Here is a 12,547-nt window from a genome sequence, read left to right as displayed (position 1 = left end):
GGTTGGCTGACCTTTCCAAGTACCTTGCGGTCGGAACGGGTGGGTGGTCTTGATCGATTGCAAAGGGGGCTGCTTTGCAGCCCTTCGCGGGTGAACCCGCTCCTACAACAGGTACGGCGCTGCTCTCAAGGCTGGCGCTGGCCTCTGCACTCGATACGGGCCTCAATGCACCGCCAAGCGCAGGGTATTCCATGCTGTATTCGCTTCAGGCACTGCGGGCGTTCGCCGCCTGGGTGGTGGTCTGCCACCATTTCATGCAGATCTTCTTCGACTTCCACGCCACCGGCCCCATCGGCCAACTGCTCACCGACCGTGGCGCCGTAGGCGTCGACATCTTCTTCGTCATCAGTGGGCTGGTCATCTACCTGTCGACCCGCGACAAAACCATCGAACCGCGCCAGTTCCTGCTCAATCGGGCGCTGCGCATCGTCCCGGCCTACTGGTTCTACACAGCCCTGATGGCCATGTTGCTGCTGGCATTCAGCCAATGGATGCCCCATCAGGCGTTTGACTGGCGGCACCTGTTCCTGTCGCTGCTGTTCATCCCGGCGGAAAACCCAGGTGGCTATGGCCTGTACCCGACCCTGAACGTGGGCTGGACGCTGAACTTCGAGATGTTCTTCTACCTGCTGTTCGGCCTGGCCTTCCTGGTACGCCAACGGCATCACCTGCTGCTGGTGACTGCCGCTCTGTTGCTGGTCAGTGAGGTACTGGGGCGCATGGGCGTGGTCAGCCGCTTCTACAACAACGGCATCATCTACGAGTTTCTGCTGGGCATTGGTGTCGGCGTACTGTACCGCCGTGGGCTGATCCGCCAGGGCCGGTGGTTGCCGCTGGCGTTGCTGGGTGTGGCGGGCATGGCGATCTACTATCTGGACGCTTCCCAGCGCTTGCTGCACTGGGGGTTACCCAGTGCGATGGTCGTCCTGGCCTTCGTGGCCATGGAGCCGCTGTTCCAGGGCAATCGGCTGCTCAAGGCCCTTGGCGACTGTTCGTACTCGGTGTACCTGATACATGTGCTGGTGCTGTATGCCGGTTGGTTCGCCAGTCAGCGCCTGCATCTGAACCCGTTCCTGACATTTGCCCTGTGCGTGCCGTCCATTGGACTAATGTCGTGGTTCAGCTACCAGTGGCTGGAGCGCGGCCTGTACCGGCGAATGCAGGCCTGGCTGGCGGCGCAACGGGGGCCGGCCCCTGAATATGCGCTTTCCCGAGTCAATTGCTAGGACTTTGTTCGAAGGCTGGGTTGGCGTACACTTGGCCGCAAGTCTGTGAGGAACCTACATGAGCGCTATAACCATTACCGACGCCGCCCATGACTACCTGGCCGATCTGCTCTCCAAGCAGAATACGCCCGGCATCGGCATTCGCATTTTCATCACCCAGCCGGGCACCCAGTACGCCGAGACGTGCATCGCCTACTGCAAGCCGGGCGAAGAGAAGCCTGACGACACCGCCGTGGGTCTGAAAAGCTTCACTGCTTACCTGGACGCCGTCAGCGTACCGTTCCTGGAAGACGCACTGGTCGACTACGCCACCGACCGCATGGGCGGCCAGCTGACCATCAAGGCGCCAAACGCCAAGGTGCCGATGGTCAACGAAGACAGCCCGATCAACGAGCGTATCAACTACTACCTGCAGACCGAGATCAACCCCGGCCTGGCCAGCCATGGCGGCCAGGTGAGCCTGGTGGACGTGGTCGATGACGGCATTGCCGTGCTGCAGTTCGGTGGTGGCTGCCAGGGTTGCGGCCAGGCCGATGTCACCCTGAAGGAAGGCATCGAGCGCACCTTGCTCGAGCGTATTCCAGAGCTGAAGGGCGTGCGTGACGTGACTGACCACAGCCAGAAAGAAAACGCCTACTACTGAGTTGAAGGCGGCTCCCTTAGCAACAAAGTGTTACGGTTTCAACCCCTGCGACAACAGGCCGCAGCCCGTATTCAAAGGGCTGCAGGCCATCCCCGCCATGGTCGGGTAGAACCCCTCTGGGTGTCATGCCAGAATGCCCCGGTTTTTCGACCGGCCCGTCCCGAGGGCCGGCACCTTCCCTGTAAAGGATGGTTTCATGAATGATCTTTTGACCCGGCGTGCGGTTGTCGCCGGCATGGGCGTTCTCGGGCTTGGCCTGCTGGCAGGCTGCAGCCCGGCCCGGGGGCTCGAGTTCAAGTACGGCAAGAACATGAGCAACGAAATCCTCGGGCGCAAGTTCAGCCTCAAAGACCCGCAAGGTAACGTGCGCACCCTGTCGAGCTTCTACGGCAGCATGCCGATGGTTTTCTTCGGCTTCACCCAGTGCCCGGCCGTCTGCCCGACCACGCTGGCGCGGGCGGCGCAGATTCGCAAGCTGCTGAGGGGACGCGACCGCGACCTGTTCCAGGTGGTGTTCATCACCCTGGACCCGGAGCGCGACACGCCCGAGGTGCTCGATGCCTACGTCAAGGCCTTCGACCCGACGTTCACCGCGCTGACCGGCACCCCCGAGGAAATTGCCGCCGTGGCCAAGGAATTCAAGGTGTTTTACGAGAAGGTTCCGGCCGGTGACACCTACACCATTTCTCACTCGTCCACCAGCTACGTCTACGATACACGTGGCACCCTGCGCCTGAGCCTTGGCCATTCCCTGAACGCCAAGGAATGCGCCGAAGATCTGGTCACCCTGATGGAGATCTGCTGAATGTCGATGCAACCGATCAAACGCGGTTTGGCTGCCCTGGTACTGATGGGGCTGGCCCTGCCGGCCATGGCCCAGACCACGGTGAGTGATGCCTGGGTGCGTGCCAGCGTGCCGCATCAGCAGTCCACCGGTGCGTTCATGGTCCTGACTGCCAGCAGCGACAGCAAGCTGGTGGGCGTGGCTTCGCCCGTGGCCAAGACCGTGCAGGTGCACGAGATGACCATGAACGGTGACGTGATGGGCATGCGTGAGGTCAAGGCTGTCGAATTGCCAGCCGGCAAGGCAGTGACCCTGGACCCGAATGGCCTGCATGTCATGCTGATGGGCCTGCACAATCAGGTGAAGGAGGGTGACAAAGTGCCACTGACCCTGACCATCGAGGATGCCAAGGGCGCCAAGGAAACCCTGGACGTTCAGGCGCAAGTGCGTGCGCTCAACGCCGACGCGGGTGGTGGGCATGATCACATGCACATGAACCACTGACAAATCAAAGGGCCGCGTTCAGCGGCCCTTTTTTTCAACTGCGCCTTTCAGCTACGAAAGCGCGGCAGCGGTCTGTCGAGGGTCAGCGACGTCAGGGTCTTTCGAACCTGGGCCTCATCGGCCTCCAGTGCCTTCAGGCTAGCGCGGATCTTGCCGGCGGCGGGCACATCGCCCTGCCGGTCGATCCAGTCGGCAATCTCCTTGCAGGCACTGCTCAGACAGGCCTGGCGCTGGTTCATCAACGACAGAAGGGTGGTGAGCTCTCTTTCGGACATGGCAGGATCCTCCATTCAGCCCTGTCAGTGTAGCAGAGGGTTGGCCAGGCTCTTGCGGCCTTTGCAAGGTGCGTTGCGGCAGCTGCCAGTGGCTGCTCTTGCGGCGCAGTAACAACTCGTTACTTATAAACAGCATGTTTAAAGTTGATGCTCGTGCCGTGCAAGGGATTCAGGGCTCGGTATCTGAACGTGACCTGTTGAAGTGCTCAACTGCACAGTCTGGAAAATGCCGGCAGGTCTGCATTCAAAGCATGGTTGTTGTAGGAAAATTCCGGGTTTCTGATTTTCGCTTGCAGAAAGCATCGACGTCGTTACAACTTTCATGTTGAGCTCAATCCTGGCCGAGTCTTAGATTGAGTTGGCCAATATTTGGCAATCTCAATCGGCTCAAAGGAGTGCCCATATGAATCTACAATCCGAGTGTTCAGGAGCGATGTCGCCAGGATGTACCGGCTAATGCTGGCATTGAACCTCACCCCCGGAACGCGTTCGCTGTCGCTGGGCTACAGCTTTTCCAAATGTGGTGAATTTGCCTTCGAGGCTGCATTTGCTGTGGCGATCGTGTCCATCACAGATGCGGATATGCTTCTGATCGGCATCGCCTTACTTTTTTCGTTACTTGCCAAGTGTGGTGTTTTCTCCATTGGGTGGCTGGCTGGCAGATAACGCCAACAAGAAACACACACTGTTAGCAATCGAGGTGACAAAAGGCCTGCTGGCACTTTCCTTCTTTGCCTTGTTCAGCGTGTTCACGCCAGTATTACTTGCGTTGGTGGGCCTCGCAATGGTCATGACAGCGCTCGAATGCCTTTATGTGCCCACGTTTCGCGCGTACTTTCCGGACCTTGTCGAAAAGGATGAGTTAGCCACGGTGAACAGCGGTATCCAGGTAATCGAGGACGCCGCCTCGATCCTCGGGCCGCTGGTCTTTTCGGCCTGTGTGTTACTGCTGTCTCGAGAAGCGACTTTCCTGTTTTTTGCAGTGTGCCTTGTCGTGTCGGCCATTTGTATCGCTACCCTGACGCCTGCCAGGCGTAGTGTCCAACAGGCATTCGATGGGTACGCCATAATCAGGGATGCGGCGGGCAGTGTGAGTCAGTTGAGGGCCGGCAATGCGCCGTTGTTCGCTGTCATTGGCTGCACCACACTCTGTGCGATGTTCGCCACGTCGGTGATTCGCTTTATCCTTCCAGTATCGGTGCTGGAGCACTTCGCCTCTGAAGCGGCGGTTGGATACGTGTTTTCACTGCTTGCGGCAGGCACGGTGGTGGGGGGCATGCTTTACACGCGCTTCAATCCGCGTACAACCGCAGCAATGGTGCTGCGCTACTGGATGCTCTATGGCGGGCTGTTTTTTGCTGCAGCAGTGGCGCTGCAATTCAATAACTGGCTGTTCCTGTTGATTCTGTTCCTGGTTGGCTTCATTGGTGCATTTGTCGATATCGCAATCGTGACCAACATCCAGTGCCTGTCGAGGGAACATGAAGTGGGCAGGAATTTTTCCCTCTATTACTTCACCGCCGTGATAGGTGATGCCTTATCAGGGTTGATTGCCAGTTTGGTCTTCGTGCTTGCGGGGCCCGCAACCATCATCTGGATGACGCTCATGTTATTCATCGCGCCAGTGCGCTGGAACATGAAAGGACATGGCCCAGATGTCGACAATCGTACATAGCTTGGGCCTGGCGTATAGATGCAAGTTCGAGAGGGCGCTGCCGCCCTTTCACGCGCGTAGAGCAGAATGAACGCAGGCTTGCCGATACGCCCCCGGGGTCACCCCATAGGCCTGCTTGAACTGCCGGCTCAAATGGCTCTGGTCGGCAAAGCCGAGGTCGAACGCCACTTGCGAAGCGGCCAGGCCGTGCTTCAGCATTTCGCGGGCGCGGGCCAAGCGGCGTTGCTTCAGCCAGGCATGGGGTGGCAGTCCAGTGGCCTGGCGGAACACCCGGGCGAAGTGGAACGGCGACAGGTTGACTGCTGCCGCCAGGGCTTCCAGTGAGGGCGGGTCGGCCAGTTGGCTTTCCAGCAGTTCGCGGGCGCGGGCTACGGCCAGGGGTTCGTGGCCAGGGGCCGAAGGCTCGGCGCACTGCCCGTGCCGCTGCACCAGGGCCAGCACCGCCTGGCGCCAGGCCGTCTGCTGCTGCAAGGCGCTGGCGCTGGCTTCGGACAACTGATGCAGCTGGCTGAAAGCGATGGCCAGGGCCGGGTCATGGATCACGCTGTCCTTGAAGCTGGGCATGCCGTGGCGGCCCAGTTCCAGTTCGTCAAGCACACCGGTGACCCGCTCGTGCTCGGGATAGAAGCCGCGATAACGCCAGCCGGCTTCATGGGCCGTAGCGCCGGTATGCAGTTCGTCGGGGTTGATCAGCACCATGCTGCCAACCGGTGCCAGGTGCTCGCTGCCGCGGTGCCAGAAGCGCTGGGCGCCCGACTCGATCACGGTGAATACATAGCCCTCGTGCACATGCGGGGCAAAGCGCTGCTGATAGTAGCGAGCGTGCAGCATCTCGACGTCGCCCAGGGCTGGCGCCTGCCAGAGGTGTGTCTGCTCGCGCAAGGGCGGGCTCATGTCAGCCAGCTGCGCAGAAGGAAGAAGATCAACATGCTCACCAGCATGCTCAGCAATACGCTGCGGGTCAACAGCACCAGGGCGATGGCCACAAGGGAGCCCAGCAGGTAGGGGTTGAGCACGCTCAGGTTGAGCTGGTGGTCAGCCATGAAGATGATCGGGCCGCAGATGGCGGTGAGCATGCCCGGCACGGCAAAGCCGAGAAACTGCCGGGCATTCGAGCTCAGGCGCAAGGGCAGGCGCGGCTCCAGGAATGCGTAGCGGTTGAGAAACACGATTGCGCCCATGGCGAAAATCAGGATCCAGGTCATGCGCGGGCTCCGGCGAATTTCTGGCAGATGAACCCGGCGCTCATGCCCAGCAGGCCTGCGACCACCAGGGCGGTTTCCCAGTGCCAGTAGCTGAACAGCACCGAACAGAACAGCGACACGGCTACGCACACCACGGTGGCCAGGTTGCGCACCAGGGGCGCGATCAGGGCGACAAAAGTGGCGACAATGGAGAAATCCAGGCCGAACTGGTCCAGGTGTGGAATATTCTGGCCCAGCAGTATGCCGGCCAGGGTGAACAGGTTCCAGGCGATGTAGAAGGTCAGGCCCACCCCCAAGGCATACCAGCGGTTGAATTGCTGCCGGTCGTACTGGCTGGTCAGGGCGAAGAATTCGTCGGTCAGCAGAAAGCCCAGGCCCAGGCGCCAGCGCAGCGGCTGGCTGGACAGTACCGGGCGCATCGACAGGCCATACAGCAGGTGCTGCGAGGTCAGCAGCAGGGTGGTGAGCAGGATCGATGCCAGGTTGGCACCCCCCTTGAGCATGCCAATGGCCACCAACTGCGCAGCGCCGGCGAAGACGATGGCCGACAGCCCCTGCCCCTGCCAGGCGCTGAGGTTGGCCTCGATGGCCATGGAACCGGCCAGCAGGCCCCAAGGGGCAACGGCCAGGGACAACGGGAGAATGGCAATGGCGCCGTGAAGAAAGGCTTGGCGGGCGATGTGGGGCATGATGGCTGCATGACGGCTACGTGGCAGGCCAGCATGACAGACGGGGCAGGGGATGGCTTGAACGATCTTGCTGGTCGAGGCGTGTTCGCCTCAACCTCAGTGGCCAACTGACAACAGGGCCGCAAAGCGGCCCCGAATGACCCTGGCTTATGGGCGGCTGGTCAGCAGCTGTTGCGCCGTTGCGCAGCCATTGATGTCTACGGCTTTCTGCAGCAGGCTCGTGCGCTGCTGTGGGTCGAGGTCACCAAGCAGGCGGTACACCTCGGCCTGGTAGTCGCGCTGTCGCCCCCACAGCATTTCCAGGCCTTGTGGCCGGCTGCGGTTGCAAGCCAGGCGCGTGGCCGGTTGCGGGTAGTAGGGGGCGTACACGGTGGCCATGCTGGGGATGGCCTCCAGCGCTGTACGGTACTCGCTGCTGACGTTGTAGGGCTGGCACCAGGTGGCGATGGCAGGCGCCGGTGCGGCAAACCCCTGCTGGAGGCTGGCTTCGAGCAACGGGCAGGCGGCCTCCGGGATTTGCGCGGCGGGCAGGTACGTCATGTAATACAGCGCCAGACGGTACTGTGCGACCGGGTGGCCAAGCGCTACCGATTTTTTCAGCAGGGCAACCGCTGTCGGCAAGGTGTGAGCCATGGCCTGGCCCTGGCGGCTAAGCTCAGGGTCGCCGCCCACTGCGGTGCGCAGCGTGCTGGCAGCGTCGTCCTGGTTGTCGGCCTGCTCCAGTAGCGGCAAGGCCTGACGGTAGAGCAGGTCGGCATGAGGGTCGATGCGTACCTCCAGCGCTTGCGCGGCCAGTGGCATCAGCGCAGCCAACAGCGGGGGCAGGCGTCGCACAAGGCTCACAGGAAAACCCCATGGGTGGCCAAGTACGGATGGACGGCTTTGGTGTTCATGGCGGTCAAACGTGCGCCTCGGGCAAATCGTAACGACGACGTATTCTAGCCACCCTAAGGGGGTGGCCGAAAGACCACCCGACAACTGTCAGACGAGCTTGATCGGCGTGACCTTGCGCTGGGCATGTTTTTCCTGGGCCAGCCCAAGCTTGGCGGTGATCACCTTGGCCAAGGCATTGTTGCCCAGATCGTTCAGGTGCAGGCGGTCGATGAACAGGTCGGCGCCGAACACGGGCGAGCTGTCGAGCATGCAGTTCATGTCGTAGCAGGGCACCGGGTCGGCCTGGCTTTTGATACGGCGGAAAAATGCCGAATGCAACTGTCTGTCGAATGCCCCCTCCAGCAGCCGGTCGAAGTTGGCCGGTTGTTGCTGCAGCGCGGCCAACATGGCTTGCTCGCCGGCGGGGAGGGTATCCCGGCACCAGGGCAGCAGCGGTTGCAGGATGAAGGTGAGCGTGGCGTGGCTGTCTGCAAGCAGACGGTCCCATTGGCGCAAGGTGCGGCCAATGTTGTCGGCGGCACGGGCCAGTCGTTTTTCCGGGGAGGACAATGGCCAGCTGACCGGGGCTGTGACCACGGGAGGGGCCAGCGCCTGGCCGATGCGCCGCCACAGCGACTGCCGACGGGGCGGTGCGCAGGGCTGCATGCCTTCGCTGAAACTGTTGAGAAAGGCCTGGTAGGCCTTGGCGTGCTGCGGGTCGTTGGTACCTGCGAGGACTTCACACAGGGCTTCGTGGGCCAGGCTGTTGAGGCCACTGAGCACCACCACATGGCCGAGTTGGCCAAGGCGGTGCTGGTGGGTCAGGAACATCATCAATTCCTGAGTGGCGTTGAGCCCGCAGCCGGCCAGGCTCAGCCAGACTTCGCCCGTGAGCAGCGACAGGTGCGAGGCCACCGTGTGTTCGTCGGAGCTGGCGCCGATGCCCAGGGCTGTGGAGCCGCCGACCAGCAGGTTGATGCGCGACGCACCACCGTGCTCGGCCGCCGAAAAGCGCTTGCCGGCGCAATGGCTGTAGCGCAAGCCAAGTGCATCGGTGTTGATGGTGCCGGAGCGGTAGCCGGTTTCGTGCACATGCAGCATATAGGGGGCACGGCGACTGCCCAGCAGGAGAAAGCGCTGGTAGTCCTGCTGCAGCGGCGAAGGAGACGGGCGCGCATCAGTCGTGGTCATGGTCTCTCCTTCGCTTGAGCCAGGTACTTTGCAGCAGATTCAGGCCGCCAGTTCCTTGAGGTTGTACAGCAGGCCGCCGGCGGCGATCAGCAGCAGGGCGACGCCCGAGGCCAGGCTGATGATGCGGTTGCTGCGCTGCGAGGCGATCTTGCCGATGGCGAAGATGTACAGGCTGAGCACGGCGAAATCGATGGCCACCCACAGCAGCGACAGCACCACCATGCTCTTGCCGAACGATTCGGTGATCTGAATGAACTGCGGGAAGAAGGCGATGAAGAAAATGATGTCCTTCGGGTTGGAAATGCCCACCATGAAGCCTTGCATCAGCCCGCCGCGCCCAGCCTTGGGGGCCTCGCTCGCTGCGTCTGACGCGGGTGCCTGCAGGGCGTCCCTCAGCGTGCCCACGGCAATGTAGCCGATGAACAGGCAGCCCAGCAGGCTCATGGTGCTGAGCCATGTCTTGTCGATGGCGGCACTGGTGAGGATGATCCACGCTGCCGCGCCGATCAGCACCAGTGATGCCCAGTTGGTGCCGACGGCGGTGAACATGGCCTTGCGCGAGCCGGAGGCGGCCGCAGTGTTGACGATCAGTGCCACCACCGGGCCGGGAGTGGCGATCAGTAGCAGCACGGTGAGGGCGTAGGTGGCGGTGAGTGCGGTATTCACGGTCAGTTCTCGATCAGTATGTCGGGTGTCGGCTGGTGTGCGGCATGGGCGTGGAACGGGCAGCGTGACGGGTTGAGCGAGCCTGCCTCCTGCAGTTGATACTGCTTCCACTCGTAGTTGTCGGTATCGCCGAAAAAGCCAAGGGTGTCGGGCACAACGCCGTCGTTGTAGTGGTGCACGCGCTCGCGAATGCGCTCGCGGATGCGCTTGCCACTCTCGGTGTTGGCATTGGCCACTTCGTCGAAGTTCTCCCGCGGGTTGATGACGAAGGTGATGTGCTGGCCCAGATTGCGGCTTTTCATCTGCTGATGGCCGGGGAAGTTCATGTTGATGAACAGCGGCATGCCGGCATAGCAGAACGACCAGCCGGTATCGTCCGGATCGGTCGGAATGCCCTGAGGCCAAGGGTGCGGGTCGCGCGCATGCACGCCGCGCAGTACCTTCCAGGCCAAGGCCTGCTGCTCGGCCAGGCTGCTCCCGGCTGCGGTTTCGAGAAACACCACCAAAGGGCTGCCGATGCGCTGCTTGGGTGCGATCGGTGCGACGGTGCGCACATAATTGGCCAGGCCCTGTGCGATATCATCGGCCAGTTGCTCGGCCCGGGCGAAGAGAATGTGGCAGGTTTCGCCGTTTACCGCCTTGCGGCCGAACAGACAGGGGAATTCGGGGTTGGCGAGAATACTGCGAAAGTGTTCTATGGTTTTGAACGTCCAGTGTTGCATGGTGTGTCCATGTTCAGCGGCGAGCTCCAGCGCATCCAGGCGATAGCAATTTCCATATCCCGTAAACATGATTTCCCCAGGCGTTGATTTAAGTGAACGTTCCAGTCACATGCAGGCAGGATCTTGGTTATGTTTGTTATTTACCGGCATTTTCCGAGACGCTCCTGTCGTTGTAAAACGCGTGGAGTTATGACCTACTATTAGTCTTACTCATGCTCGGGACGCCGCCATGTCGGAACGAATTCAGGCCTTGCACGCGCTGCGTGCCTTCGAGGTGGCCTCTCGCTATGGCTCTTTCACCCGCGCTGCTGAGGAGCTGGCCCTGACCCAGGGCGCCGTCAGCCACCACATCAAGACCCTCGAAGCCCTGTTTGGCTGCGACCTGTTCGAACGTCGGGGCCCGAAGCTGAGCCTGACCGAGCACGGCCGCCTGCTGGCGCAAGAGCTGAAGGTAGGCTTCAAGATCATCGAAAATGCCTGCGCACTGCTGCGTCAGGATCGCTACGGCCTGCGCCTGAAGGCGCCGTCCACGCTCACGGTGCGCTGGCTGCTGCGGGCGCTGGATGCGTTCAAGAAGGTCGAGGACAACTGCAGCGTGCAGCTGTCCAGTGTGTGGATGGATATCGACAGCGTGGACTTCTATTCCGAGCCCTACGACTGCGCCATTCTCCTGGCCAGCGGGCGATTTCCCGCCGATATCGAGAGTTTCAAGCTGTTCGATGAATGGCTTATTCCGGTATGTCATCCGGATTACATGACGCAGGCACAACCGCAACTGTCCGACCTGCCCCGATGCGAGTTCCTGCACCCGTCACCCGACCGGCGTGACTGGCGGCGTTGGCTGGCGCGAATGGATGCGCTGGACATCAGCATCGACCAGGGGCAGGTGTTCGATACCCTCGACCAAGGCATATCGGCCGCCCAGCAGGGCTTAGGCATTTCAGTGGTCGATCTGGTACTGGCCAGCACCGACCTGGCCGCCGGGCGCCTGGTCACGCCTTTCAAGCATGCCGTGGCCACCGGCGACGGTTACTACATGACCTGGCTCAAGGCCAGCCCAAAAGCGCGGCAAATGCACAAGCTGCGTGACTTCCTGCTCGGCCAGGTACCGCCGCTGGCCTACAAGGACATCAACTACCTGTACGGTTGAATACCCGAGCGAGCATGAAGTCGATGAATACCCGCAACTTTGGCGGCATCTGCCGCCCGGACGGCCACAGCAGATAGAAGCTGCCGCGCCGTTCCATGAAGTCGTCGAGGACACTGACCAGTGAGCCATTGGCCAGCTCGCGACCTACGTTGAAGTCCGGCAGACAGGTAATGCCGCGGTGGTTCAAGGCAAAGCAGACGCGTGTTTCGACGTGGTTGCAGACCATCGAGATGGGGATGTCATAGGCTTGCTCGGGATGCTCCTGGCGCAGCGGCCAGGTTTCCAGCTTGCCGTTGCTGGGGAAGCGATAATGCAGGCAGGTATGCGCTGCCAGGTCGCGTGGGTGCAACGGTGTGCCGCGTTCGCGCAGGTACTCGGGCGAGGCTACCAGGCGATGCTGAAAGTGCCCGAGGAATTTGGCGCTGAGCCGGGAATCCACCGGCTGCCCGCCGCGCATCACCACATCGAAGCCTTCGCCAACGATATCCACCATGCGGTCGGAGAAGTCCAGGTCCAGTTCAACCTGTGGGTACAGTGCCATGAACTCGGCCAGTGCCGGCATTACCAGTCTGGTCACCTGCGGCATGCTCACCCGCAGGCGCCCGCGCGGCGTTTCGCTGGCCTGCGACAGCTCCTGCTCGGTGGCTTCGATTTCGGCAAGGATGCGCCGGCTGCGTTCGAGGAACATCGTGCCCTCGGCGGTGAGGGTGATGCTGCGTGTGCTGCGGTGGAACAGGCGCACGCCCAGGCGGCTTTCCAGGCGCGCCACGCGCTTGCCCACTGCCGAGGCACTGATCCCCAGTGACTGGCTGGCGGCAACGAAGCTGCGGGTTTCGGCCACCCGATTGAAGACCACGAAGCCGCTGAGGCTGTCCATGTCCCACTCCTGATTGCGGACGCTGTTGTCCTGGGTGAGCGGCATTGTAACCGTCTTTTTCCGCAAT

Annotated in this window: 14 protein-coding genes and 1 pseudogene; 6 read left to right on the top strand and 9 right to left on the bottom strand. The window is 61.6% G+C overall.

Annotation, left to right across the window (positions count from 1 at the left end; translation table 11 throughout):
- The first annotated feature begins 191 nt into the window (after positions 1-191).
- From ACF8Q6_RS09830 to ACF8Q6_RS09815, 4 genes are all read left to right on the top strand, one after another.
- Positions 192-1,226 carry an acyltransferase gene (locus ACF8Q6_RS09830; RefSeq protein WP_003250411.1) on the top strand — a complete coding sequence of 345 codons (1,035 nt, stop codon included), beginning with the start codon at positions 192-194 and terminating at the stop codon, positions 1,224-1,226.
- A gap of 58 nt (positions 1,227-1,284) precedes the next feature.
- On the top strand, positions 1,285-1,869 hold the full coding sequence (gene nfuA / locus ACF8Q6_RS09825) for a Fe-S biogenesis protein NfuA (RefSeq protein ID WP_003250416.1): 585 nt from the start codon (positions 1,285-1,287) through the stop codon (positions 1,867-1,869).
- Positions 1,870-2,065: 196 nt separating this feature from the next.
- Positions 2,066-2,674: an SCO family protein gene (locus ACF8Q6_RS09820; protein WP_003250418.1), complete on the top strand. Its 609-nt coding sequence runs from the start codon at positions 2,066-2,068 to the stop codon at positions 2,672-2,674.
- The gene (locus tag ACF8Q6_RS09815; protein ID WP_392492412.1) at positions 2,675-3,157 is read left to right on the top strand and encodes a copper chaperone PCu(A)C; all 483 of its coding nucleotides are present in this window, start codon (positions 2,675-2,677) and stop codon (positions 3,155-3,157) included. It begins immediately after the preceding gene.
- A 47-nt stretch (positions 3,158-3,204) separates the two neighbouring features.
- Here ACF8Q6_RS09815 and ACF8Q6_RS09810 read toward each other — a convergent pair whose 3' ends face one another.
- Positions 3,205-3,432, bottom strand: coding sequence for a hypothetical protein (locus tag ACF8Q6_RS09810; protein ID WP_003250422.1), 228 nt, complete (start codon positions 3,430-3,432; stop codon positions 3,205-3,207).
- A 456-nt stretch (positions 3,433-3,888) separates the two neighbouring features.
- On the opposite strand from ACF8Q6_RS09810, the pseudogene ACF8Q6_RS09805 reads away from it, so the two are divergent.
- A pseudogene (locus tag ACF8Q6_RS09805) lies at positions 3,889-5,107 on the top strand (MFS transporter).
- 48 nt (positions 5,108-5,155) lie between these two features.
- Here ACF8Q6_RS09805 and ACF8Q6_RS09800 read toward each other — a convergent pair.
- From ACF8Q6_RS09800 to ACF8Q6_RS09770, 7 genes are all read right to left on the bottom strand, one after another.
- Positions 5,156-6,001, bottom strand: a complete 846-nt coding sequence (locus tag ACF8Q6_RS09800; RefSeq protein WP_129932539.1) for an AraC family transcriptional regulator — start codon at positions 5,999-6,001, stop codon at positions 5,156-5,158.
- The gene (locus tag ACF8Q6_RS09795) at positions 5,998-6,312 is read right to left on the bottom strand and encodes an AzlD domain-containing protein (protein ID WP_014753798.1); all 315 of its coding nucleotides are present in this window, start codon (positions 6,310-6,312) and stop codon (positions 5,998-6,000) included. Before ACF8Q6_RS09795 ends, ACF8Q6_RS09800 begins: the two co-directional genes overlap by 4 nt.
- Entirely contained in the window at positions 6,309-7,001 is a 693-nt protein-coding gene (locus ACF8Q6_RS09790) for an AzlC family ABC transporter permease (protein ID WP_010953341.1), read from the bottom strand. The genes ACF8Q6_RS09795 and ACF8Q6_RS09790 overlap by 4 nt, the downstream gene beginning before the upstream one ends.
- A gap of 147 nt (positions 7,002-7,148) precedes the next feature.
- On the bottom strand, positions 7,149-7,844 hold the full coding sequence (locus ACF8Q6_RS09785) for a sel1 repeat family protein (protein ID WP_088512888.1): 696 nt from the start codon (positions 7,842-7,844) through the stop codon (positions 7,149-7,151).
- A gap of 138 nt (positions 7,845-7,982) precedes the next feature.
- Positions 7,983-9,065, bottom strand: a complete 1,083-nt coding sequence (locus ACF8Q6_RS09780) for a hypothetical protein (RefSeq protein WP_392492411.1) — start codon at positions 9,063-9,065, stop codon at positions 7,983-7,985.
- A 39-nt stretch (positions 9,066-9,104) separates the two neighbouring features.
- Positions 9,105-9,731 carry a LysE family translocator gene (locus ACF8Q6_RS09775; protein ID WP_010953344.1) on the bottom strand — a complete coding sequence of 209 codons (627 nt, stop codon included), beginning with the start codon at positions 9,729-9,731 and terminating at the stop codon, positions 9,105-9,107.
- 2 nt (positions 9,732-9,733) lie between these two features.
- Positions 9,734-10,522, bottom strand: a complete 789-nt coding sequence (locus ACF8Q6_RS09770) for a YqcI/YcgG family protein (protein WP_010953345.1) — start codon at positions 10,520-10,522, stop codon at positions 9,734-9,736.
- Positions 10,523-10,682: 160 nt separating this feature from the next.
- Between ACF8Q6_RS09770 and ACF8Q6_RS09765 the strand changes: the two genes are divergently transcribed.
- Positions 10,683-11,603 carry a LysR substrate-binding domain-containing protein gene (locus ACF8Q6_RS09765; protein WP_003250438.1) on the top strand — a complete coding sequence of 307 codons (921 nt, stop codon included), beginning with the start codon at positions 10,683-10,685 and terminating at the stop codon, positions 11,601-11,603.
- On the opposite strand, the gene ACF8Q6_RS09760 is transcribed toward ACF8Q6_RS09765, so the two are convergent.
- Entirely contained in the window at positions 11,584-12,480 is an 897-nt protein-coding gene (locus ACF8Q6_RS09760) for a LysR family transcriptional regulator (RefSeq protein WP_014591618.1), read from the bottom strand. The genes ACF8Q6_RS09765 and ACF8Q6_RS09760 overlap by 20 nt on opposite strands.
- Positions 12,481-12,547: the final 67 nt, after the last annotated feature.

Origin of the sequence: Pseudomonas sp. GLN_2 (assembly GCF_043106005.1) — a bacterium.
Classification (GTDB): Bacteria; Pseudomonadota; Gammaproteobacteria; order Pseudomonadales; family Pseudomonadaceae; genus Aquipseudomonas; species Aquipseudomonas alloputida.
This window is presented reverse-complemented; position numbering and strand designations above follow the sequence as displayed.

Bases quoted from the DNA above. Each gene is read 5' to 3' on its own strand.
- ACF8Q6_RS09830 (WP_003250411.1), top strand. From the start codon at position 192: ATGCTGTATTCGCTTCAGGCACTGCGGGCGTTCGCCGCCTGGGTGGTG.
- nfuA (WP_003250416.1), top strand. From the start codon at position 1,285: ATGAGCGCTATAACCATTACCGACGCCGCCCATGACTACCTGGCCGAT.
- ACF8Q6_RS09820 (WP_003250418.1), top strand. From the start codon at position 2,066: ATGAATGATCTTTTGACCCGGCGTGCGGTTGTCGCCGGCATGGGCGTT.
- ACF8Q6_RS09815 (WP_392492412.1), top strand. From the start codon at position 2,675: ATGTCGATGCAACCGATCAAACGCGGTTTGGCTGCCCTGGTACTGATG.
- ACF8Q6_RS09810 (WP_003250422.1), bottom strand. From the start codon at position 3,432: ATGTCCGAAAGAGAGCTCACCACCCTTCTGTCGTTGATGAACCAGCGC.
- ACF8Q6_RS09800 (WP_129932539.1), bottom strand. From the start codon at position 6,001: ATGAGCCCGCCCTTGCGCGAGCAGACACACCTCTGGCAGGCGCCAGCC.
- ACF8Q6_RS09795 (WP_014753798.1), bottom strand. From the start codon at position 6,312: ATGACCTGGATCCTGATTTTCGCCATGGGCGCAATCGTGTTTCTCAAC.
- ACF8Q6_RS09790 (WP_010953341.1), bottom strand. From the start codon at position 7,001: ATGCCCCACATCGCCCGCCAAGCCTTTCTTCACGGCGCCATTGCCATT.
- ACF8Q6_RS09780 (WP_392492411.1), bottom strand. From the start codon at position 9,065: ATGACCACGACTGATGCGCGCCCGTCTCCTTCGCCGCTGCAGCAGGAC.
- ACF8Q6_RS09770 (WP_010953345.1), bottom strand. From the start codon at position 10,522: ATGTTTACGGGATATGGAAATTGCTATCGCCTGGATGCGCTGGAGCTC.
- ACF8Q6_RS09765 (WP_003250438.1), top strand. From the start codon at position 10,683: ATGTCGGAACGAATTCAGGCCTTGCACGCGCTGCGTGCCTTCGAGGTG.
- ACF8Q6_RS09760 (WP_014591618.1), bottom strand. From the start codon at position 12,480: ATGGACAGCCTCAGCGGCTTCGTGGTCTTCAATCGGGTGGCCGAAACC.